The sequence below is a fragment of the Streptomyces olivaceoviridis genome (genome assembly GCF_014650115.1).
Lineage (GTDB): Bacteria > Actinomycetota > Actinomycetes > Streptomycetales > Streptomycetaceae > Streptomyces > Streptomyces olivaceoviridis.
This window is the reverse complement of the sequence record NZ_BMUI01000011.1, coordinates 236,725-258,631: the sequence shown is the minus strand read 5'-3', so window position 1 is coordinate 258,631 and position 21,907 is coordinate 236,725. Positions and strand designations below refer to the sequence as shown.

Below are 21,907 nucleotides of genomic sequence, written 5' to 3'. Positions count from 1 at the left end.
CCGGCCGGCACAACGCGCACGCCGTCCCTCGCCACCGCCCCCGAGCCGCCCACGAACTCGGTCCTCGTGGGCGGCCGGGCTCGCGACGACCACCAGCAGACCGGTACCGCCGACGCACTCCACACCGTTCGAAGTGGCGGCGTTCCGGGTCCCGTTCTGCCCTACGAAATACCTATGCCTTGGCGTGGTCGTGCAGCTCGGTTTGCACCACTGTTGACCGTGGGATCTGGGGACAGCCCGCGGACGGACACCCGTGTCCGGACCGGCCCGACGACGAGGAGGGACAAGTCGTCACTGTTCAGGTGCACTTGGGTCCCTCGAAGTTCCGCGCACACTTCTAATCGCGCTGCGTTCGTGCTGAGTGGCGGATACAAAGATGGACGGCCGGGCGGGCGTTCCGTAGAGGTCCCCGCCGTCTCGAAGCGTCTGGGGTGGGGATCGAGAGTGTTGTTGCGGAGAATATTCAGATGGGTCACCGTGGCCGTCGTGGCCGCCGCGTTCGGCATGGGAGGTGTGACAGCCGCGCAGGCCGCGGACCAGCCGGAGGTCACCTATGCGGGGAGCGTGTCGGACGACCTCGGGATCCTGCAGATCAATGCCCGGTCCGGGGCCGACATCAGGAGCATCACGGCCCACCTGGTCTCGTACACCTCGCAGACCGAGGTCGCCAAGGTAGGGACCGAGGACTTCCGGCTCTTCTCCGGCACTCGTCAGGACGGCATCTGGCGTACCAAGGAACCGTTGAAGCTGCCGAAGTTCGGCCAGTACCGCATCGACGTGGACGTGACGGACGCCGATGGCGGCCACGTGCTGCGTCAGTCCGCAGGGGACTTCGCCTACTACGTCGTGGCGCAGTTCGGCGCGCTCACCGTCGACCGCACGAACATCGACCGGGACCACCGTGACGTTCAGGTCGAGGGGACGCTGTACGGGCGGTGGCCGACCCGTCAGGTGAAGCCTCTTGCGGCACGCCGCGTCGACATCGATGTCGACTACTGGACGCAGACCACTGTGACCACCGATGCCCAGGGTCACTTCACCGCCTCGGTGCGGCTCGACGCCGCCGCGCCCATCCAGGCCGTGTTCAGGATGGACGGTGGCACGCCGACAGTGCTGTACGGGGAGTCGGAGACGGTTCAGATCGGTGTCGATCAGATTCCCACCCGTTTCACGTCTACGGTGAGTGCGACCGACGTCGACTTCGGTCAACCGGTCACGCTGAGCGTCAAGGTGGAACAGAAGACGGCGGACGGCTGGGTGCCGCTGGCCGGTCGCTCCGGAGGCGTCCTTTTCGGCCCCGACGATGCGCAGACTGACCTCGTGGGCCGCTTCACCACCGCTGACGACGGCACATTCACCATGGACTACACGCCGTGGCGGGGCGGCTGCTTCCAGCTTGCCCTGGACACCTCGGACGACCCGTTCCTCCAGGCCGGCACCGGTACGAGCGACGTCGTACACGTGCACCGGGCTTCGAAGTTCACGGCCTTCACGGCCGCCCGCTCCGACACGGAACAGGTTCACACCGAGGGGCTCATCGACTTCCCCGACGGGTGGACGCCTGCTTGGATCCACGTCCATATCCAGTACTCGCCCGACGGCGTGAACTGGTCGACGCTCACCACGGTCGAGGCTTCCTGGGGCGGCAGCGGCAACGATTTCGCCGCGGACCTCAACCAGAGCGGTGCCGGCTACTACCGGGCTGTGTTCGACGCTGACGCCAGCTTCCAGTCGGCCACCTCGCAGACGGTCTTCGTACCGGCGTCCGCCTAGGGCCTGGCGTCAGATGAACTTGGTCGGCGAGTCATAGTCCGGGGACACGTCCCGATCAGCTACCGGCTACCTGGTCCCCTCGGTTGGTAGGCCGACGGCACCTTCGAACGTGGGTGGGGCCGGCGCCGTCGACTCGACGGCGCCGGCTGACTCCACCATCCTGCGCGCTGCTCCAGGCACGCAGAGGGCAAGCCGCCCCCATATTGGACTGGACAAGTACGCCGAACCGGGGCCGGACGGGCTGATCTCCGTGGGGAAGAAAGGCGCGCGCTCTTCCGCCGCAGCACCTTCGGACGGAAGTGGCGTAAGGCGCGGGAGGTCGTCGGCATGCCGGAGGGCTTCCGGTTCTACGACCTTCGCCACACCGGGCACACGCTCTCCACGCGGTCCGGCGCCACCCTCAAGGACACGATGGTCCGCGCCGGGCAGTCCTCCGAGAAAGCCGCGCTGATCCACCAGCACTCCGACGACGAACGACAGGAAGAGGTCGCCGCCGGCCTCGACGCCACCGTTCGGAAGGCTCGGGCTGAAGCAGCCAGGAAGGCGGCCGAGAAGTCTTCTGGCACGCATCCGGCACGCGGCGAGTGATCAACGCACACAGCACAAAGGCCCAGGTCTCTGACCTGGGCCTTCTCCATGGAGCGGGTGACGAGAATCGAACTCGCGCTCTCAGCTTGGGAAGCGACGGCGCTTGGGTGGGCGAATGGCCGCTGACCTGCGCGGATTCGTCGTGTCGGCACCGCTGCGCGGGCTTGTTCGCACCGCTGCTGACCGTGGTTGTCCGTTCCTGCGGGCACGCTCTGGGCACGGGGGCCACCATCTGTCGAGCTATAGGGCGCGTGGCGCTTCGCGCCGACCGGCGGGCATCGCGTGCCGGGCTGATCTGGAGTTCCGTCGCGACTGCACATCGACGTTCGGATGTGGCGTCGTCAATGTTGGTGACATACCCTTCTATGTACATCACCAACATTGCGTAGGAGGTGCTCGTATGTCTGTGACCCAGATCGACATCGATGATGACGCCTTGGAGCGTGCCATGGCTCTGGCCAAGGTCAGGACCAAGAAGGAGGCGGTCAACCTGGCTCTGCACTTCTACGCCGAACAGCAGGAGCGTGCGGCGCGCATCAGCCGTCACTTCGAGCGTGCGCGCGAGTGGGGTGCCGTCGAGGACGCCGAGCGCCTGCACCGGGCAGAGAAGCACAGCCGGTGATCTACTTGCTCGACACCTCCGGCCTGGTCCGGCTGCTCCGCGAACCAAAACTGCAGTCGGCCTGGTACGACGCGATCGACGCCGGTGCCATCGCATCCTGCTACGCGCAGCGAACCGAGTTCCTGTACAGCGCCCGGAACGGCCGTGAGTACGACGAGATCGCGGAGATGTTCACCGACCTCTATCCCGACGTGTCGGTGCCGAAGAACGCGGGGCGTTGGATCAGCGCGGTGCAACACCGTATGGCTCAGGCCGGGGAGCATCGCAGCGCCTCGGCGGTGGACCTCGTCATCGCCGCCACCGCCGCCCACCACAGCCTGGCTGTCCTCCACGACGATGCCGACTACCGGGCCATCGCCCGGCACGCAACCGATCTGCTCGAGCACAATGTCCACGACATCACCTGAGGTTTTCCCACAGGTTGTGGACGGGAACTTGCGAAGGTCGGCCATCGGGGCCTGAAGCGTCACTTGACGTGTATGGCGTGCCTGGCAATGCGCCAGCCGTCATCGGTGCGCCGCAGTTCGTCCTCGTAGACGGCGCTGATGACGGCGCCGCCGTCCACGACGCCCAAGCCCTTGGATCGGACACGGACCTTGTCGCCCGGACCCTCCGACACGACGACGTTCGTCGTGTGGTGAGCTCGCGCGTGCCCGTCGGCGCTCAGAACGGAGGCGATCGCGTCCAGCCCGACGACCGGGTCGAAGCCGAAGGTGCCTGCGTCCAATACGGCGTCTTCGGTGAGAACCTCGCCGACGCGGCTCAGCTCGTGGTCGTCCACGATGTGGCCCCACAGAGCCAGGACCCTCGCTATCTCGACCGTGTCTTTGAACGTGGGTTTCACCATTGGTCCTTACATGGTCAGGAGCGGCTGGGGGCGGTGTCGCTCAGACGCCGCCGAGCAGGGCCAGAACCTCGTCGTAGGTGCCGCTTGCCGCCGCGTCGCGGACGAACTTCGCTCGCTACACGACGAGTTCCTTGCCATCGGGGTCCGCGGGCAGGAGAGCCAGGGTTTCGTCGAGGAACTCCTCCAGCGGCATGGCGCTGTCCTGCTGGTCGAACAGAGTCGTGCGCACGCCCGGCGGGGCCACTTCGATCGCCCGCACGCCCGAGCCGGCGAGATGCCCGCGCAGGCTGTGACTGAAGGAGTGCACCGCGGCCTTGGTCGCCGAGTACGTCGGGGTGGCCGGCAGGGGCACGAACGCCAGCGCCGAGGAGACTTTCATGACCACCGCGTCCGCCTTGCCGACCAGCAGCGGCAGGAAGGCGTACGTCATACGGATCGTGCCCAGCAGGTTGACGGTGACGTGGTCCTCGGCGACCGGCAGGGAGGCCGCGTCGAGGAGGTTCTCCGGCAGCATGATGCCCGCGTTGATGACCAGCACGTATCAGCTCCGGATGGCCGGCCCGAACCGCCTCGGCGGCCCGCGTGATCGACGCCCGGGCCGGTGACGTCCAGAACGATCGCTTCGATACCCGGGTGCTCGGCCGTGATCCGGTCCAGCAGTTCCTTGCGCCGCCCGGCGACGATCAGGTGCGCCCGGTGATCAAAACGGAAAGCTGCCGCTGCACACCTCGAAGTGTTAACCCTCATGCATCCTCGGGCCGCAAACCGGTGTCGGCGGCGAGGGTAGAGAACGGCAAATATGCACAATCATGGCATCTTTCTTTTGGCTCGCTCCTCAGCGCGCCAAGTGCAGTCATCTGAGTACTTGAAGTACTCATGAGACACCAGCGCGGCGACCGCTCTAGGCTCATGCCCAAAGAACGCCCCTCCAGGGCTACTTCGAAGGGACACGACGCGCCATGAAGAACAGCACGGGCATGTCTGACGGCGATCGCCTTCTGACGCGTACGGAGATCGCGGCCATGGCAGGCGTGACACGCGCGGCGGTCACCACATGGGAGCGGAGGGCGGCGGACTTCCCCACCCCCCGGCGTACCGCTGGCGAGGACTACTTCAACGAGTCCGAGGTCCTCGGCTGGCTCGACGAAAGACGGGTACCGTCGCACCGCCGGGCACTGGGGGAGGGTGAGCACACCACCTACGGAGACCGGGCGCGGCGGCACCGGCCGGGTACCTCCGTCGCACAAGAGGGGGTAGTCCGACGGTACGCCGAGCTCACGCTGGGTCCCAGGGAAAGGCCGGATCCACGGGATGTCGAGATCGTCCGCAAGCTCATGGGGCCCCTGGCCGAGCGGGTGGGAGGTGCGGACCAGGCGGTCGCCTATCTGAGCCTGCTGGCCGCGTTGCTCTTCCTGCGGGATACGAGGCCGGGCTGCTGGCAGAAGGTGCAGGAGTACGTCATGACCGGTGCCGAGCCGCGGTCCAGCATTGCCCTGCTCAAGTTTGTCGGCTCGGAAACGGACGCGGTGCTGCGCGGCATGGGAGCGCTGCCGGACATGCAGGATGCACTCGCTCGCCTGGAGCCCCGGCGGTTCCAGGACCTCGCGCAGGTTGTCCGACTGGTTGGTGCGCTCGGCCCTCATGCCTTCCAGCTGCTCATCGAGGACTACGAGGAGCGCGCGCAGCTGCGCAGCCGGGAGTTCTTCACACCGCTCCCGGTGGCGCGCCTGATGGCGGCGTTGGGATGGGCGGCCAGGAAGAGCTCACCGAGCAGCGTGTACGACCCGTACTTCCGTGGTGGGGAACTCCTCGGCGCGGCAGCCGACACCGCCATGTGGGCAAGACGCAGGCCCGGCGCCGCCGATGCTCCGTTGCCCAGGCTGCTGGGACAGACGCCGAAGCGGGTGACGTTGTCGCTGGCCAGTATGGGCCTGGCGTTGCGGGGAGTCCCGTTCGCCCTCCAGCTGAAGACCCGCGGGCGGCCTTGGGAGGAGAAGTGGCCCCAGGACCCGGTCGATCTGGTGCTCACCAACCCGCCCTTCAATATGAAGGACACCTCGCAGGAGACCACGCGCACCGGGCACTGGCCCTATGGGCCCCCTCCGGTGGGCAACGACAACCTTGCCTACCCCCAGTACGCCTTGTCCGTCCTGGCCGAGGGCGGGCGCGCGGCGGTGGTCATGCCGAACAAGGCGGGCAACTCCGGGAACGCGGCGGAGCGGGCGATCCGTCGGGCACTGGTGGAGCAGGGTGTCGTGGAGTGCGTTGTGGCGCTGCCCGACAGACTCTTCTCCGGAACCTCGGTACCCGTGTGCGTGTGGCTGCTGCGGCACCCGGCCGACGCCGGGAACCATGTCCTGTTCCTGGACGCGCGTGACCTGGGCGTCATGCGGCGCGGCGGGCGGAGGGTGCTCGCCTACGACGACGTCCAAGCCGTCCTCGACTCGTACCTGGCTCTCAGCCCGTGGGAAGGACCCGCCCGACCGGACGCCCCCCCTTCGGCGACCGTACCGAGCGCGCGTGTCGACAGGGAGGCGCTGCGCCGCAACGACTACTCGCTCAATCCCATCGACCACATCGGCCGGTCGTCGGCCCCGGACTCTGGTGCGGCCGGTACCGCGGAGGCGGAAGCGTGGGCCGAGGTGTCGTGGCTGAGGGAGAGATGCGCCGACCTGGACGAGCGCACCGTCGGCCTGCGCGCCGAGCTGGAGACCGACCGAGTGCGTCAGGCGCCTCGGCGCAGGGCCACGCTCGCGGCGTTGTGCGAGATCCAGACCGGTCCGTCGCACGCGCTGCTGGCGCCGCAGGACCGGACTCCTTACGGCGTGGTGCCGGTCGTCTTCCCCAAGCACCTGCGGGACGGGCGGGTGACCGACAGCGTCGACGATCGCGTCTCGCCGGAGCTCGCAGACCGGCTGGCGCGCTACCGACTCGCGCCAGGTGACATCGTCTGTGTCCGCTCGGGCGCCATGGGGCCGCCGGCCATGGTGCGGGGGGACCAGGCGGGGTGGCTCATGAGCTCCAACGTGATCAGGCTCCGCTGCCGCCAGGACGCCGGGGTCCTGCCCCACTACCTGCTCGCCGTGCTGAGCCGTCCGGACGCCGTGGACTGGGTCAGGGATCGAGCGGCCGCCACTGCGGCTCCGTTCATCACCAAGGACGCACTGGGACGCCAGGAAGTCCTGCTTCCTCCCCTCGACGTGCAGCAGGAGATCGCCGAACTGCTGATGCTCCTCGGGGAGCGGTCCGACGCCCACCGGGAACTGGCGGCAGCCATCACCCACGCACGAGGGCTGCTTCTCGACCAGCTGACGAGCGCCTCGCCCTCCTCGCGAGACAGCGAAAGGAAACCCCGATCATGACCACCACCAACCCCACGCGCCTGTCCCGGTCCGTCGCCTGGGCGCTCTGGCTTCTGGTTATCGTGCTCTTCTCCATGCTGGTCGCCGTGTGTGTTGCCGCCCTGAAGTACGCGACCGGCGCGGGCATCGCTGACTTGATCCTTTACGCGGGGGGCGCATTCGGTACGACGGCAGGGCTGTGCTTCGCCGCGGTGGGAGCAGTTACGACGCTACGGAACTGGACCACGACGGACGACCACCGGAACCTGCCGTGTGCATCGGCCGACACGAACCGGCCTACTGGTTCTGGCTGATGGTGGGCTGGGCCGGTGTCTCGCCCATGGATGATGAAGAGCGGCACTCAACCCGCTCTTCACAACAAACAACCCCAGGCCACTGACCTGGGGTTTCTCTCTGGAGCGGGTGACGAGAATCGAACTCGCGCTCTCAGCTTGGGAAGCTGATGTTCTACCATTAAACTACACCCGCGTAATACGGACGGACCGGCCCCGGAGGGTCCGCTGTCCGGACGCTTGCTCACTCTACATCATCGTCGGCCCCCGGTGTCCGGACCCCGGGGGTTGGGTCGGTTTCAGCGGGGTATCCGGCTGCGGGCGGCCGGAGTTGGGGCGTACCGTGGAGCCACCCGGTGGGGCCGGAGTGCCGCCTGGAGAGTCGTCTCTTTGATCCCGTAATGTGCCTTTGTCGTCCGGGCAGCAACGCCGGACGAGGCTCCTGGGGAAGGGACTTGAGGGACTTGATGGAACGCACCGTCGTCCGATGCGCGGACGGGCACGTCTTCAGCACCGCTTCGTTCCCGATGCAGAAGGCCGAGCGGCTCGGCCCCGGCCGGCTCGTGCGGTGTCCGCGGTGTGCCCGGCTCCGCAGCGCGGTCCCCGTCGTCCTCCAGAAGAGGTGAGGGCCGCGGGCGAGGACCGGCTGTAGTCGGCGTGTGACAGCGGGCGCGCGGACCCGTCGCGATTGCGACGGGTCCGCGCGCCTTGCGTATCCTCGCTACGTGCTTCTCTCAGACAAGGACATCCGGGCCGAGATCGACGCCGGGCGGGTACGGATCGATCCCTATGACGAAACGATGGTGCAGCCGTCGAGCATCGACGTCCGGCTGGACCGGTACTTCCGGGTGTTCGAGAACCACCGGTACCCCCACATCGACCCCTCCGTCGAGCAGGCCGACCTGACCCGGCTGGTGGAGCCGGAGGGCGATGAGCCGTTCATCCTGCACCCCGGGGAGTTCGTGCTCGCCTCCACGTACGAGGTGATCACGCTTCCCGACGACCTCGCCTCCCGGCTGGAGGGGAAGAGCTCGCTCGGGCGGCTGGGCCTGGTCACGCACTCCACCGCGGGGTTCATCGACCCCGGGTTCAGCGGGCACGTCACCCTGGAGCTGTCCAACCTCGCCACGCTCCCCATCAAGCTGTGGCCGGGGATGAAGATCGGGCAGCTCTGCATGTTCCGGCTGACCTCGCCCGCCGAGTCGCCGTACGGCAGTGAGCGCTACGGCTCCCGGTACCAGGGGCAGCGCGGGCCGACCGCCTCGCGGTCCTACCTCAATTTCCATCGGACCCAGGTGTGAGGGCGACGACAGCATGAGCAGCGCAGACGTGCGGGAGAACCTGACCTACGAGCGGTTCGGGGCCGCCATCCGCGAGCTGGCGCAGACCATCGCCGACGACGGGTACGAGCCCGACGTCGTGCTCAGCATCGCGCGCGGGGGTGTCTTCGTGGCGGGCGGGCTCGCCTACGCCCTCGACTGCAAGAACATCCACCTCGTGAACGTGGAGTTCTACACCGGTGTGGGGACGACCCTCGAAATGCCGGTCATGCTCGCGCCCGTGCCCAACGTGATCGACTTCTCCGACAAGAAGGTCCTGATCACCGATGACGTGGCCGACACCGGCAAGACCCTGAAGCTGGTCCGCGACTTCTGCCTCGACACCGTCGCCGAGGTGCGCTCCGCCGTGATCTACGAGAAGTCCCACTCCCTCGTGAAGTGCGAGTACGTGTGGAAGCGGACCGACGACTGGATCAACTTCCCGTGGAGTGTGGAGCCGCCCGTGGTGAAGCGGGCGGGGCAGGTTCTGGACGCCTGATCCCGAGTACGGACACCGAGAAGGGCCCCCGGCTTTCCCGCCGGGGGCCCTTCTCGCGCGTCAGGACTCAGAACGTGCCCAGCTTCACGATCGACAGCAACGCGATCAGCTGGATCGCCGACGCCCCCAGCGCCCTCGGCCACGGCAGGTCGTGGGAGCGGGACACCATCAGGGTCAGCAGGGCACCCGCGCCGACCCAGGTGGCCCAGCCGAGGAGTTGGACGAAGCCGGCGTCGCCGCCGAAGAACATGGCGACGATCAGGCGCGGCGCGTCCGTGAGGGCCGTGATCAGCATGGACAGGCCCACCGTGGGCTGCCAGGCGCCGTCGCCGCCGAGCTGGCGGGCCAGGGTGTGGGTGACCACGCCCAGGACGAACAGGCCGAGCACCATCACGACGGCCGTGATCAGCACGATCGGCACCGCGTTGGAGAGGGTCGCGCTGATCGCGTCCTGGCGGGCGCCGTCGAAGCCGAAGACCGCGAGCAGGCCGTAGAGGAAGGTCACGACGAGGGCGGGCGCCCACATCGTGTAGTCCCGCATGCGCAGGAAGGTGTCGTTCGGGGACAGGATGATCCCCTTCAGCAGTTCCTTCCAGTGCAGGGGCGGGCCGAGCGGCGCGGCGGGCGCGGCGGCGGAGCCCGCCTGGTAGGTCGCGCCCTGGGTGTAGCCGGCGGCCTCGTCGACCGAGAATGCCTGGGTGTGGCCCGGGTTGTCGGCCGCGTAGGGGTCGTGCGCGCCGGGGCCGGGGCCCGGGTGGTGGCCGCCGTCGCCGAAGTACTCCGGCCCGTCGTCGGCCGGCCCCGGGTACCCGTACGACTGCCCCTGCCGCTGGTACGGCGGCTGCGGCGCCGACGGGTAGCCGTACGAGGGGCCGGACGGGCCCGGCCTGCCGTGGGGCGGCTGACCGTACGACGGTCCCCCGGGCTGTGCCGGGCCGTGCCCGCGCCCGTGTCCGTGCCCGTACGACGGCCCCTGCGGCGCCTGCTGTCCTTGGGGGGTGCGGTTGTCCCGGTCCCCGCGTCCGATCCTGAATCCAGCCACGTCAACGAACGTACCTGGTCCTGGGGGCCGATGTGCCGGGCCCGGTGGTCCGGGCCCGGCTTTGCGGCCGACCTGTGACATCCCCTAAGGGAGCGTCAGGGGGCGGTTCAGGGTCCGGCCCGGGTTCCCCCCGGGTATCGCTCCGGTGGTGCCGGGAAGCGTCAGTTGTTGAGGACCGAGCCGTACCGGGGGGTGCCCGCCGTGGAGACCCCGGTGGCCGACGGGCCGAAGGAGAGCGCCCCCGTCGTCGTCGGTCCGGCGGAGGCGCCGCGCAGCGACCAGACCGCGCCGTCCCCCGCGTTCTCGCCCGGGCCCGCCACGGTCAGCTCGGCGCGCCGGTCGCCGGAGTGGTCGGCGAGCAGGACCCGGGCGCCGAAGCGGTCGCCCTTCTCGGCCGCGCCGGGGACGCCCGCGGTGTTCTGGGTGTACGACACCGCGCCCCTGGTCGTCAGCCCGGAGGCGGTGCCCCGCAGGAGGGTGACCGACCCGGCGCCGGAGTCCTCGCCGGGCGCACCGGTCGCGAGGTCCTCGAACCCGTCCCCGTCCACGTCGCCCAGGAAGACGCTGCTGCCGAACGCGTCGCCGGTCTCGGCCGCGCCCGGCACGCCCGGCGTGTCCTGGCCGAGTACCAGCGGGGCGCGGGAGGTGTCCGCGCCGCCCGGTCCGCCGTAGACCACGGTGACCTTGCCGCCCTTGGCCCCCGCCGGGTCGGCGGAGGGCTCGGCCGGAGCGCCGACGGCGATGTCGGCGTACCCGTCCTTGTCGATGTCGCCGATCGCCGAGACCGTGCCGGCGGGCAGCTCCTGCCACCAGTCGGTGTAGTTGCCGAGGGACGGGTCGGTGACCAGGCGGGTGACGGCGGCGCCGGTGCGGGGCTGCCGGCCGTGCACCACCAGGCTGGTGGGCCAGGCGGGGGAGATCCGCCCGGCGGACACGGAGGTGACGCCGTACGACGGTGAGTAGGGAGCGGGGAAGCCCGCGCCCGAGCCTCCCTGGAAGGAGCCGGACCGGGTGACGGGGCCGTTGACGAGGTTCAGGGCGCCGGAGCCGGTGGAACCGATGACGACATCGAGGTCACCGTCACCGTCGAGGTCGCCGACGGCCAGGGCCTGCCCGTACCGGTCCGTCCCCTCCTTCCAGTAGTTGACGACCGTGCGGGAGCCGGAGAGACCGGACCGGGCGCCCCAGACGACGACCACCGTGCCGCCGTCGGTGTCGCCGTCGACGTCTTCGCCGGGCGCGCCGACCAGGAGGTCGGCGTAGCCGTCCTTGTTCAGGTCGGCGGAGGCGACGGCGCTGCCGAACGCGTCGCCCGCCTCGGCGGTGCCGGGCACACCGGGCGTGTTCTGGGTGATCAGGGTGCGGGTGGCCGTCTTCAGCCCGGCGGAGCCGCCGTAGACGACCGAGACGGCGCCCGCCTTGGACCGGCCGCCGACCGTCGCGTCGGGGGCGCCGATCGCGAGGTCGGCGCGGCCGTCGCCGTTGAAGTCGTACGGGGCGGCGGCCGTGGCCGCGTGGGCGGCGGGCACGGTCAGGGCGAGCGGGGCCAGCGCGCCGGCGACGGCGACGGCGACGGCGACGGCGAGGACGTGGGTACGCGGGGTGGTCCCGCGGGACGGCCTGGGGCGGGGGTCCGTCACTGGGCGATCGCCCACGCGAAGTTCCCGAAGCCCTGCACGGAGACGTCGCGGGCGCCGATGAACTTGGCGTAGTCGGTGGTCAGGCCGGAGGCGGTGCCGCGCAGGACCGTGACGGCGCCGTAGCCGTTCTCGCCGCCCGCACCGGTGACCAGGTCGGCCTTGCCGTTCTTGTTGATGTCGGTCAGCCGCACGGACTGGCCGAACTGGTCCCCGGTCTCGGAGCCGCCGGGTACGCCCTCCGTGTCCTGCGTCCAGGTCTTCGCGCCCTTGGTGGTCAGGCCCGACGCGGAGCCGAACAGGACCGTCACCGCGCCGGCCTCGCGGACCGTGCCCACGTCCTCGCCGGGCGCGCCGACCGCGACGTCGGCGTAGCCGTCGCCGTTGATGTCGCCGGTGCTGACCGACGAGCCGAACAGGTCCTCGGCCTCGCCGGCGCCGGGCACCCCCGCGGTGTCCTGGTGGATCACGGTCGGCGTCTGGGCGGGGTCGGGACCGTTCGGGCCGCCGTACCAGACGGAGATCTGGCCGCCCTTGTGGCCGGTCTTCTTGTTCGTGTCGGGGTCCGTGGGGTCGCCGAGGACCACGTCGCCGTAGCCGTCGCCGTTGATGTCACCGATCGAGCCGGGCAGTCCGTCGGCGTTCGGCAGGTCCTTCATGACGTGCTTGGAGCCGTTCCAGGTGAAGTACCTGATGTCGCCGCCCTCGTCGCCGTCGACGAGGAACGGGTAGACGCGCTCGGCGGCGCGGTCGCCGTTCAGGTCGCCCGCGAACACGTTGGTGGTGGTGCCCAGTTCACCGACGCGGAGGTTGCTCACCGGGGTGCCCGTGCGGGTGAAGGGGCCCTTGTAGACGCGGGTTTCGGTCCGCCCGGTCAGGGTGACGTCGTTCTTCCCGTCCCCGTCGAAGTCGGCGACCGCGATCCCGGTGGCGAAGTTGTTCCACTCCTCCAGGGTGGACGGCTGGGGCACCAGGGCGCCGCCGGACAGGCCGGACGAGCCGCCCCACAGGACGGTGGCGCTGCCCACGGCGTCCCGGTCGCCGATGGTCTCGTTCGGCGCGCCCACGACGAGGTCGGAGTAGCCGTCGCCGTCGAGGTCGCCGGCGGCCAGGCTCTCGCCGAAGAGGTCCCCCGCCTCGGCGGTGCCCGGCACACCGGCGGAGTTCTGCGTGATCAGGGTGCGCTTGGCGGCCGAGACGCCCGAGGACGAGCCGTAGAGCACGACGACCGCACCGGCCTGCTGTGCCGTGCCGACCTGGTGGCCGGCGGCGCTCAGGGCGATGTCCAGGTAGCCGTCGCCGTTGAAGTCGCCGGTCAGACGGGAGGGCGCGGCGGCGGCGGGGGTGATGGGCAGGGCGGTGAGCAGGCCGGTGGTCAGGGTGGCGGTCAGCAGGAGGACGCGCTTGCGCAAGGCGGGGCTCCGGGAGGAAGGAGGCCGGGCCCGCGACGCGCGGACCCGGCCAGGGGTGAACGGGACGAGGGCTGGTCAGTCGGCGAAGAGGGAGCCGAACTGCGGGGTGCCCGAGGTGGAGACGCCGGCGGTGCCGGCACCGATGAAGCGGCTGCCGGAGGTGGTGATCTTCGTGCCGTTGGACGGCAGGTAGGTGAGGGCGCCGTCGCCGCCGTCCTCGTTGGCGCCGATCACCAGGTCGGCCTTGCCGTCGCCGGTGACGTCGTCGAGCTTGACGTCGACGCCGAAGAGGTCGTTCTTCTCGTTGCCGCCGGGGACACCGGTGGTGTTCTGGTTGAAGGACTGGGTGCCGGAGGCGGTGTTCACGCCGGAGGCCGAGCCGTACAGGACGGTGACCGCGCCGGTGTCGGCGACGCCCTCGATGTCCTCCAGCGGGGCGCTGACCACGAGGTCCTGGTAGCCGTCGCCGTTGACGTCGCCGAGGTCGAGGTCCCAGCCGAAGGAGTCGCCCTTCTCCGAGGTGCCGGGGACGCTGCCGGTGTCCTGGTTGATGCCGGTGGTGCCGGCCGGGCCGGAGGCGGAGCCGTAGGTGACGTTCACCCGGCCGCCGTTGGAGGCGTCCGGGACGGGGGTGCCGTCCTCGGTGGTGGCGTCCCAGCCGGCGCCGCTGACGATGTCGCCGAAGCCGTCGCCGTTGATGTCGCCGATCGCCGTGATGATGCCGGGCTTGAGGGCCTTGGCGGAGGAGCCGCTCAGACCGCTCGTGGTGCCGGGCAGCCAGTAGTTGGTGTTCCAGCCGTACTGAGTGGAGGTCTCGTAGCCGTCGACCACGAGGTCGGTGCGGCCGTCGCCGTTGACGTCACCGGCGGTCAGGCTCATCGGGCCGAACGGGTAGTCGTTGCTGCCGGACAGGATGGGCGGCTTGACGGTGGTGACGCTGCCCGCGGTGCCGGAGCTGCTGATGCCGCCCTTGTAGAGGTACAGGGTGGCGGCGGAGCTGCCGACGACCAGGTCCGTCTTGCCGTCGCCGTCGAAGTCGCCGGCGGCGAGGTCCTTGCCCCAGTAGTCGTGCGCGGAGGCGGCCGGGTCGACCAGGTGGGCGGACTTGCCGGTCAGGCCGCTCTTGGAGCCGTAGAGGATGACGAGGTCGCCGCCGTTGGTGTCGGTGCCGACCTTCTCGTAGGGGGAGCTGACGGCGAGGTCGTCGTAGCCGTCGTTGTTGAAGTCGCCGTAGGCCGTCTCCCGGCCGAAGCCGTCGCCGGCCTCGGCGGTGCCGGGGACGCCGGTGGTGTCCTGGCTGATGACGGTGCGCTTGGCGGAGGAGACGCCGGTGGCCGTGCCGTACAGCACGACGATCTGGCCGGCGTCCTTGTGGCCGCTGACGTAGGCGCCGGCCGCCGAGGTGGCGACGTCGCCGATGCCGTCGCCGTTGAAGTCGGCCTTCGCGACCTTGACGGAGTCCGCGGCGGTCGCGGGCGAGGCGGCGAAGGTGAGCAGACCCCCCGTCAGCGCGGCCGCGGTGGCCGTCGCGAGGGCGAGTCGGCGGTGCTTGTGCATGCGGTTTCTCCTGCGGCATGCGGGGGATGCCTGGCGGGCATCCGCAGTCGATGGGGTGCGGTCTTCCCGTGTTCGACGCGAGTTGTCCCGCGGTTCACAGGAGGCCGGCGATCAGGAGACCCGCGCCGGGTCGTAAAGGTTGCACATGAGTTCGGTGATTCTTTCCGAGGCTCCTGTGACCGCCGGTGCGTGACTACGGCTCCGGGAGGACCGAGCGGAGAAGGCGGCTACCGGTTCGACGCCGTCCGGCTTCTGTGCCGCCCGGCGTGAACGGGCCGCGCGGGTACGGCGGTCCGCCGCCGGACGCGTGCGGCGCCGGGTCGCTCCGCCGTCGCCGTCGAGGTCGCGGCACCCACGGCCGCACCGGCCCCGTCGGCGACCCCGGTGATGATGACGCGTTCGCCTGGCGGCGGCAGCCGTGCCCCGGGTGTGTTGTGGGCCAGGATGGTGCCATGAGCGTAGTGAAGATCAACGTGCTGACCGTTCCCGCCGAGCAGCGGGAGGTTCTGGAGAAGCGGTTCGCCTCGCGGGCCCACGCCGTGGAGAACTCCGACGGCTTCGAGTGGTTCGAGCTGCTGCGGCCCGTCGAGGGCACCGACCAGTACCTCGTGTACACGCGCTGGCGTGACGAGGAGTCCTTCCAGGCGTGGATGGAGGGGCCGATGAAGTCCGCGCACCAGGGCGGCGGCGAGGGCGGCGAGCGCCCGAAGCCGGCGGCCTCCGGTTCGACCCTGTGGTCCTTCGAGGTGGTGCAGCAGGCCGCGCCCAAGAGCGCGTAGCGGATACGACGGCGCCCCCTGCCTGTGCGGGTCAGGGGGCGCCGTACGTTGGCGGGGAGCTACTTCACCGGCTCCGGCTCCGGCTCGCTCTCCGTCTCGGCCTCGCCCGCCGGGTCGACCGGCGTCTTGACGGAGTCGAGCAGCAGCTGGGCGACGTCCACGACCTGGATGGACTCCTTCGCCTTGCCGTCGTTCTTCTTGCCGTTGACCGAGTCGGTCAGCATGACGAGGCAGAACGGGCAGGCGGTGGAGACGATGTCGGGGTTCAGGGAGAGGGCTTCGTCGACGCGCTCGTTGTTGATGCGCTTGCCGATCCGCTCCTCCATCCACATCCGCGCACCGCCGGCGCCGCAGCAGAAACCGCGCTCCTTGTGGCGGTGCATCTCCTCGTTGCGCAGGCCCGGGACCTTGCCGATGATCTCGCGCGGGGGCGTGTAGATCTTGTTGTGGCGGCCCAGGTAGCACGGGTCGTGGTACGTGATGATGCCCTCGACCGGGGTGACCGGGACCAGCTTGCCCTCGTCCACCAGGTGCTGGAGCAGCTGGGTGTGGTGGATGACCTCGTAGTCGCCGCCGAGCTGCGGGTACTCGTTGCCGATCGTGTTGAGGCAGTGCGGGCAGGTGGCGACGATCTTCTTCGCCGACCGGGGCTTCGCGGACTCGGGGACGACCTTGCCGTCGTCGTCCAGCTCCTCGCCGAACGCCGTGTTCAGGGCCATCACGTTCTCCATGCCGAGCTCCTGGAACAGGGGCTCGTTGCCCAGGCGGCGGGCGGAGTCACCGGTGCACTTCTCGTCGCCGCCCATGATCGCGAACTTCACGCCCGCGATGTGCAGCAGCTCGGCGAAGGCCTTGGTGGTCTTCTTGGCGCGGTCCTCCAGGGCGCCGGCGCAGCCGACCCAGTACAGGTACTCGACCTCGGTGAGGTCCTCGATGTCCTTGCCGACGACCGGGACCTCGAAGTCGACCTCCTTGGTCCACTCCAGGCGCTGCTTCTTGGCCAGGCCCCAGGGGTTGCCCTTCTTCTCCAGGTTCTTGAGCATCGTGCCCGCCTCGGACGGGAAGGCGCTCTCGATCATGACCTGGTAGCGGCGCATGTCCACGATGTGGTCGACGTGCTCGATGTCGACCGGGCACTGCTCGACGCAGGCGCCGCAGGTGGTGCAGGACCACAGGACGTCCGGGTCGATGACGCCGCCCGTGGCGAAGCCACTGTCGGATACCGGCTCGGCGGTGCCGATCAGCGGGCGCTCGGCCTCCGCCAGGGCGGCGGCGGGGACGTCCTTGAGCTGCTCCTCGGAGGCCTTCTCCTCGCCCTCCATCGTCTTGCCGCCGCCGGCCAGCAGGTACGGCGCCTTGGCGTGCGCGTGGTCCCGCAGGGACATGATCAGCAGCTTCGGGGAGAGCGGCTTGCCCGTGTTCCAGGCCGGGCACTGCGACTGGCAGCGTCCGCACTCGGTGCAGGTGGAGAAGTCCAGCAGGCCCTTCCAGGAGAACTGCTCGACCTGGGAGACGCCGAAGACGTCGTCGTCGCCGGGGTCGGTGAAGTCGATCGGCTTGCCGCCGGACGTCATCGGCAGCAGGGCGCCGAGCGAGGTCTCGCCGGTGGCGTTGCGCTTGAACCAGATGTTCGGGAACGCCAGGAAGCGGTGCCAGGCCACGCCCATGTCGGTCTTCAGGGCGACCGTGATCATCCAGATGAAGGAGGTCGCGATCTTCAGGCCGGCGAAGAAGTAGGTGAGGTTCTGGAGCGTGGAGACGTCCAGGTGCTCCAGCCAGGAGACGACCGGGTACGAGATGAAGAACGAGGCATCGTAGCCGTCCACGTGGTGCTGGGCGCCTTCGAGGGCGTGCAGCATGAAGATGCAGACGCCGACGATGAGGATGACGGCCTCGACGAAGTACGCCTGGCCGAAGTTGGAGCCGGCGAAGCGGGACTTGCGGCCCGGCTTGCGCGGGTGGCTCAGCTGGCGGATGACGATCAGGGCGAGGATGCCGATCACCGTCATGGTGCCGATGAACTCGACGTAGACGTTGTACGGCGCCCAGTCGCCGAGGACCGGCAGCAGCCAGTCCGCCTTGAACAGCTGCCCGAACGCGTTGACGATCGTCAGCAGCAGGGTGAAGAAGCCCACCGCCACGAACCAGTGCGCCACGCCGACGATGCCCCAGCGGTTCATCCGCGTGTGGCCGAGGAACTCCTTGACCACGGTGAGGGTGCGCTGTGTGGGATCGTTGGTCCGCGTGCCGGCCGGCACCGGCTGGCCCAGCCGCATGAAGTTGTAGATCTGTAGGAGGGCGCGGCCGAACAGTGCCACGCCGACCACGATCAGGACCAGCGACACGATGATCGCGGCGAGTTGCATTGGGGCTCCTGAGGCGGCCTCGGTCGACACGAGCTGTCTGAGCTGATCGACATTACTAAGCGGTAACTTATGTAGTCCGTCTGAGACTACCCCCATCTTCCGCCGGGATGCAGCAGAGCGCGGGGTGATCTGGGTCGCCGCCAGTCAATCGGATCGTGTTATTCGTACCGAATTGATACTTTCGCCCCTACCTTAGAGCCGTGCTCTACGGGATCGCCGCCGCCACCGCAGCCCTTCTCCTCACCGCCGTGCTCGCGGCGGCGTTCCGGCTGCCCGCCCGGAGGGCCGGGATCCTGGACCGGCGCCGGCAGCGGCCCCTGCCCCTCCTCGGCGGTCTCGCGGTCGTGATCGTCACCTGCCTGGTCGCCGGGACGGGGGAGTGGACCCGGGTCGCCCCGCTCGGGGACGGGGTCGGACGACTGCTCATGGCCGCCGCCGCCGTCGCCGGGCTGGGCCTGGTGGCCGACGTGTGGCGGCTGCGCGCGCGCGTGCTCGTCACCGGGACGGCCGTGGCGGCGGTCTGCGTGGTGCCGTACGACGAGACGGGCGGGCCGGGCGGGCTGCTGGCCATCGGCTGGATCGTCCTCGCCACCCTCGCCTTCAAGGGGCTGGACCACGCCGACGGGCTGGCCGGGACGGTCGGGGTGGTCACCGCCTTCGGCGCCGGGGCCTGTGCCGCCGCCGAGGTGATGGACGGGCTGGCCGTGCTGCTGAGCGTGGTCGCCGCCGCGCTCACCGGCTTCCTCATGCACAACTGGTATCCCGCGCGGGTCGGGCTCGGCGCCTGCGGCTCGCTGTTCACCGGGTTCGTGCTGTCGTCGGCGGTGGTCTTCACGCGCGCGGGGTACGACATCGGGCCGAGCACGGCGGTGGTGTTCTGCCTCGGTGCCGTGGCCGTCGCCGACGCCCTGCTCGTGGTCCTCGCCCGGGGGGTGGCCCGGCGCCCGCTGCTGCGGCGCGGTCCCGACCACCTCGCGCACCGGCTGCGGCGGCTAGGGCTCGCCCCGCAGGGGGCGGTCGTGCTGCTGGGGGCCGGCTCCTTCTCCGCCGTGCTCGTGGGCGTGCTCGTGCACACCGGGTGGACGGGGGACTCGGCCGTGCTCTGGGTGGCCGGCGGGGTCGCGTTCGCCGTTCTCGTCCTCCTTTTGATTCCCGCTCCGCAGGGCCGCCGCCCGCCATCGACGCAGGTCAGCGGCCACTTGCGTGTAAGGAACGGATAAGAGTTGAGTCTGACTGGCTCAGGTCTGTTGACCCAGCGCCTCTCCTCGTGCACACTTGAGCCTGTTCCACTCAAGTCAGCTGGAGGAATCAACCATGGCACGTGCGGTCGGCATCGACCTGGGCACGACTAACTCCGTCGTCAGCGTTCTGGAGGGCGGCGAGCCCACCGTCATCACCAACGCCGAGGGTGCCCGGACCACGCCGTCCGTCGTCGCCTTCGCCAAGAACGGCGAGGTGCTCGTCGGCGAGGTGGCCAAGCGCCAGGCGGTCACGAACGTGGACCGGACCATCCGCTCGGTGAAGCGCCACATGGGCACCGACTGGAAGATCCAGCTCGACGGCAAGGACTTCAACCCGCAGCAGATCTCCGCGTTCATCCTTCAGAAGCTGAAGCGGGACGCCGAGGCCTACCTGGGCGAGAAGGTCACGGACGCGGTCATCACCGTCCCGGCCTACTTCAACGACTCCGAGCGCCAGGCCACGAAGGAGGCCGGTGAGATCGCCGGTCTGAACGTCCTGCGCATCGTCAACGAGCCCACCGCGGCTGCGCTCGCCTACGGCCTCGACAAGGACGACCAGACGATCCTCGTCTTCGACCTCGGTGGCGGCACCTTCGACGTGTCCCTCCTGGAGATCGGCGACGGCGTCGTCGAGGTGAAGGCCACCAACGGTGACAACCACCTCGGTGGTGACGACTGGGACCAGCGCGTCGTCGACTACCTGGTCAAGCAGTTCCAGTCCGGTCACGGCGTGGACCTGTCCAAGGACAAGATGGCCCTCCAGCGCCTGCGTGAGGCCGCCGAGAAGGCCAAGATCGAGCTGTCCTCCTCGACCGAGACCTCGATCAACCTGCCGTACATCACCGCGTCCGCCGAGGGCCCGCTGCACCTGGACGAGAAGCTCACCCGAGCCCAGTTCCAGCAGCTGACGGCCGACCTGCTGGAGCGCTGCAAGACGCCGTTCCACAACGTCATCAAGGACGCCGGCATCTCCATCAACGAGATCGACCACGTCGTGCTCGTCGGTGGCTCCACCCGTATGCCCGCCGTCGCCGAGCTCGTCAAGGAGCTGACCGGCGGCAAGGAGGCCAACAAGGGTGTGAACCCGGACGAGGTCGTCGCCATCGGCGCCTCGCTCCAGGCCGGTGTCCTCAAGGGCGAGGTCAAGGACGTCCTGCTCCTCGACGTCACCCCGCTGTCCCTCGGTATCGAGACCAAGGGCGGCATCATGACCAAGCTCATCGAGCGCAACACCACGATCCCGACCAAGCGGTCCGAGATCTTCACCACGGCCGAGGACAACCAGCCGTCCGTGCAGATCCAGGTCTACCAGGGTGAGCGCGAGATCGCGGCCTACAACAAGAAGCTCGGCATGTTCGAGCTGACCGGTCTGCCGCCGGCGCCGCGTGGCGTCCCGCAGATCGAGGTCTCCTTCGACATCGACGCCAACGGCATCATGCACGTCACGGCGAAGGACCTCGGCACCGGCAAGGAGCAGAAGATGACCGTCACCGGCGGCTCCTCGCTCCCGAAGGACGAGGTCGACCGCATGCGCGAGGAGGCCGAGCGCTACGCGGAGGAGGACCACAAGCGCCGCGAGGCCGCCGAGGCCCGCAACCAGGGCGAGCAGCTGGTCTACCAGACCGAGAAGTTCCTCAAGGACAACGAGGACAAGGTCCCCGGCGAGATCAAGACCGAGGTCGAGGCCGCGGTCGGCGAGCTGAAGGAAGCCCTCAAGGGCGAGGACAGCGCCGAGATCCGCTCCGCCACCGAGAAGGTCGCCGCCGTCTCGCAGAAGCTGGGCCAGGCGCTGTACGCCGACGCCCAGGGCGCGCAGGCCGCGGGCGGCCCCGAGGGAGCGACCGCCGGTGGCGCCAAGGCCGCCGACGACGACGTGGTGGACGCCGAGATCGTGGACGACGAGCGCAAGGACGGGGCCGCGTAATGACGGAGGAGACCCCGGGCTTCGAGGAGAAGCCCGACGTCCCCTCCGGCGCCACCTCCGACGACGCCGAGCCGAAGGCCGCCCCCGAGGAGGGGGCGGCCCCGGCCGGGGACGGACACGCAGGGAACGCCGGTCTGGTCGCCCAGCTGGACCAGGTGCGCACGGCGCTGAACGAGCGCACGGCGGACCTCCAGCGGCTCCAGGCCGAGTACCAGAACTACCGCCGCCGGGTCGAGCGCGACCGGATCGCGGTCAAGGAGATCGCCATCGCGAACCTCCTGACCGAGCTCCTGCCCGTGCTCGACGACATCGGCCGCGCGCGGGAACACGGCGAGCTGGTCGGCGGCTTCAAGTCGGTGGCCGAGTCGCTGGAGACCGTCGCGGCCAAGATGGGCCTCCAGCAGTTCGGCAAGGAGGGCGAGCCCTTCGACCCGACGATCCACGAGGCCCTGATGCACAGTTACGCGCCGGACGTCACCGAGACGACCTGCGTGGCCATCCTGCAACCCGGGTACCGCATCGGCGAGCGCACCATCCGCCCCGCGCGGGTGGCCGTCGCCGAGCCGCAGCCCGGCGCGCAGACCGTCAAGGCCGAGGGCGCCGAGGAGACGCCGGCGGCCGACGACAAGGAGAACGGTGGCCCGGACGAGGGCTGACGTGAACACTG

Annotated in this window: 19 protein-coding genes, 1 tRNA gene and 1 pseudogene; 13 read left to right on the top strand and 8 right to left on the bottom strand. The window is 69.6% G+C overall.

Annotation, left to right across the window (positions count from 1 at the left end; genetic code table 11):
* Positions 1–486: 486 nt before the first annotated feature.
* The 4 genes and pseudogenes from IE273_RS22420 to IE273_RS22405 all read left to right on the top strand — a co-directional run bounded on the left by IE273_RS22420 (position 487) and on the right by IE273_RS22405 (position 3,390).
* Complete coding sequence (locus IE273_RS22420; protein WP_229887327.1) at positions 487–1,773, top strand: hypothetical protein; 1,287 nt, start codon at positions 487–489, stop codon at positions 1,771–1,773.
* A 208-nt stretch (positions 1,774–1,981) separates the two neighbouring features.
* A pseudogene (locus tag IE273_RS22415) lies at positions 1,982–2,361 on the top strand (tyrosine-type recombinase/integrase); the annotation flags it as partial.
* Between the two features lie 400 nt (positions 2,362–2,761).
* The gene (locus IE273_RS22410) at positions 2,762–2,983 is read left to right on the top strand and encodes a type II toxin-antitoxin system VapB family antitoxin (protein ID WP_180989643.1); all 222 of its coding nucleotides are present in this window, start codon (positions 2,762–2,764) and stop codon (positions 2,981–2,983) included.
* On the top strand, positions 2,980–3,390 hold the full coding sequence (locus IE273_RS22405; protein WP_189816949.1) for a PIN domain-containing protein: 411 nt from the start codon (positions 2,980–2,982) through the stop codon (positions 3,388–3,390). The genes IE273_RS22410 and IE273_RS22405 overlap by 4 nt, the downstream gene beginning before the upstream one ends.
* Positions 3,391–3,449: 59 nt before the next feature.
* On the opposite strand, the gene IE273_RS22400 is transcribed toward IE273_RS22405, so the two are convergent.
* Together IE273_RS22400 and IE273_RS43640 are read right to left on the bottom strand one after the other, a co-directional pair.
* The gene (locus IE273_RS22400; RefSeq protein WP_268257512.1) at positions 3,450–3,830 is read right to left on the bottom strand and encodes a nuclear transport factor 2 family protein; all 381 of its coding nucleotides are present in this window, start codon (positions 3,828–3,830) and stop codon (positions 3,450–3,452) included.
* 115 nt (positions 3,831–3,945) lie between these two features.
* Positions 3,946–4,368, bottom strand: coding sequence for an SDR family NAD(P)-dependent oxidoreductase (locus IE273_RS43640; protein WP_229887325.1), 423 nt, complete (start codon positions 4,366–4,368; stop codon positions 3,946–3,948).
* 44 nt (positions 4,369–4,412) lie between these two features.
* Between IE273_RS43640 and IE273_RS43635 the strand changes: the two genes are divergently transcribed.
* From IE273_RS43635 to IE273_RS22385, 3 genes are all read left to right on the top strand, one after another.
* Complete coding sequence (locus IE273_RS43635; protein WP_229887324.1) at positions 4,413–4,691, top strand: hypothetical protein; 279 nt, start codon at positions 4,413–4,415, stop codon at positions 4,689–4,691.
* Between the two features lie 161 nt (positions 4,692–4,852).
* Complete coding sequence (locus IE273_RS22390) at positions 4,853–7,192, top strand: N-6 DNA methylase (protein ID WP_189816948.1); 2,340 nt, start codon at positions 4,853–4,855, stop codon at positions 7,190–7,192.
* Positions 7,189–7,485 carry a hypothetical protein gene (locus IE273_RS22385; protein WP_189816947.1) on the top strand — a complete coding sequence of 99 codons (297 nt, stop codon included), beginning with the start codon at positions 7,189–7,191 and terminating at the stop codon, positions 7,483–7,485. The genes IE273_RS22390 and IE273_RS22385 overlap by 4 nt, the downstream gene beginning before the upstream one ends.
* A gap of 101 nt (positions 7,486–7,586) precedes the next feature.
* Here the strand turns inward: IE273_RS22385 and IE273_RS22380 are convergent.
* Positions 7,587–7,660 (bottom strand) — tRNA-Gly (locus IE273_RS22380).
* A 529-nt stretch (positions 7,661–8,189) separates the two neighbouring features.
* On the opposite strand from IE273_RS22380, the gene dcd reads away from it, so the two are divergent.
* Positions 8,190–8,765, top strand: coding sequence for a dCTP deaminase (dcd, locus tag IE273_RS22375; protein WP_014673940.1), 576 nt, complete (start codon positions 8,190–8,192; stop codon positions 8,763–8,765).
* Positions 8,766–8,778: 13 nt separating this feature from the next.
* A complete protein-coding gene (locus tag IE273_RS22370) occupies positions 8,779–9,282 on the top strand; it encodes a phosphoribosyltransferase (protein WP_189816946.1) in 504 nt (167 codons plus the stop codon).
* A gap of 67 nt (positions 9,283–9,349) precedes the next feature.
* Here the strand turns inward: IE273_RS22370 and IE273_RS22365 are convergent, their stop codons facing one another.
* The 4 genes from IE273_RS22365 to IE273_RS22350 form a co-directional block, all read right to left on the bottom strand.
* Positions 9,350–10,405: a Yip1 family protein gene (locus tag IE273_RS22365; protein WP_189816945.1), complete on the bottom strand. Its 1,056-nt coding sequence runs from the start codon at positions 10,403–10,405 to the stop codon at positions 9,350–9,352.
* 80 nt (positions 10,406–10,485) lie between these two features.
* A complete protein-coding gene (locus IE273_RS22360) occupies positions 10,486–11,979 on the bottom strand; it encodes an FG-GAP-like repeat-containing protein (protein ID WP_229887323.1) in 1,494 nt (497 codons plus the stop codon).
* Positions 11,961–13,373 (bottom strand): FG-GAP-like repeat-containing protein, encoded by a 1,413-nt coding sequence (locus IE273_RS22355; RefSeq protein WP_189816944.1) that lies wholly within the window; start codon positions 13,371–13,373, stop codon positions 11,961–11,963. Before IE273_RS22355 ends, IE273_RS22360 begins: the two co-directional genes overlap by 19 nt.
* A 75-nt stretch (positions 13,374–13,448) precedes the next feature.
* Complete coding sequence (locus IE273_RS22350; RefSeq protein ID WP_189816943.1) at positions 13,449–14,930, bottom strand: FG-GAP and VCBS repeat-containing protein; 1,482 nt, start codon at positions 14,928–14,930, stop codon at positions 13,449–13,451.
* Positions 14,931–15,382: 452 nt separating this feature from the next.
* On the opposite strand from IE273_RS22350, the gene IE273_RS22345 reads away from it, so the two are divergent.
* Positions 15,383–15,709, top strand: a complete 327-nt coding sequence (locus IE273_RS22345; protein WP_014673947.1) for an antibiotic biosynthesis monooxygenase family protein — start codon at positions 15,383–15,385, stop codon at positions 15,707–15,709.
* Positions 15,710–15,768: 59 nt separating this feature from the next.
* On the opposite strand, the gene IE273_RS22340 is transcribed toward IE273_RS22345, so the two are convergent.
* Positions 15,769–18,075 (bottom strand): (Fe-S)-binding protein, encoded by a 2,307-nt coding sequence (locus IE273_RS22340; protein ID WP_189816942.1) that lies wholly within the window; start codon positions 18,073–18,075, stop codon positions 15,769–15,771.
* A gap of 200 nt (positions 18,076–18,275) precedes the next feature.
* Between IE273_RS22340 and IE273_RS22335 the strand changes: the two genes are divergently transcribed.
* From IE273_RS22335 to grpE, 3 genes are all read left to right on the top strand, one after another.
* The gene (locus IE273_RS22335) at positions 18,276–19,295 is read left to right on the top strand and encodes an MraY family glycosyltransferase (RefSeq protein WP_189816941.1); all 1,020 of its coding nucleotides are present in this window, start codon (positions 18,276–18,278) and stop codon (positions 19,293–19,295) included.
* Between the two features lie 94 nt (positions 19,296–19,389).
* Entirely contained in the window at positions 19,390–21,240 is a 1,851-nt protein-coding gene (gene dnaK / locus IE273_RS22330; protein WP_189816940.1) for a molecular chaperone DnaK, read from the top strand.
* On the top strand, positions 21,240–21,896 hold the full coding sequence (gene grpE / locus IE273_RS22325; protein WP_189816939.1) for a nucleotide exchange factor GrpE: 657 nt from the start codon (positions 21,240–21,242) through the stop codon (positions 21,894–21,896). Before dnaK ends, grpE begins: the two co-directional genes overlap by 1 nt.
* Positions 21,897–21,907: the final 11 nt, after the last annotated feature.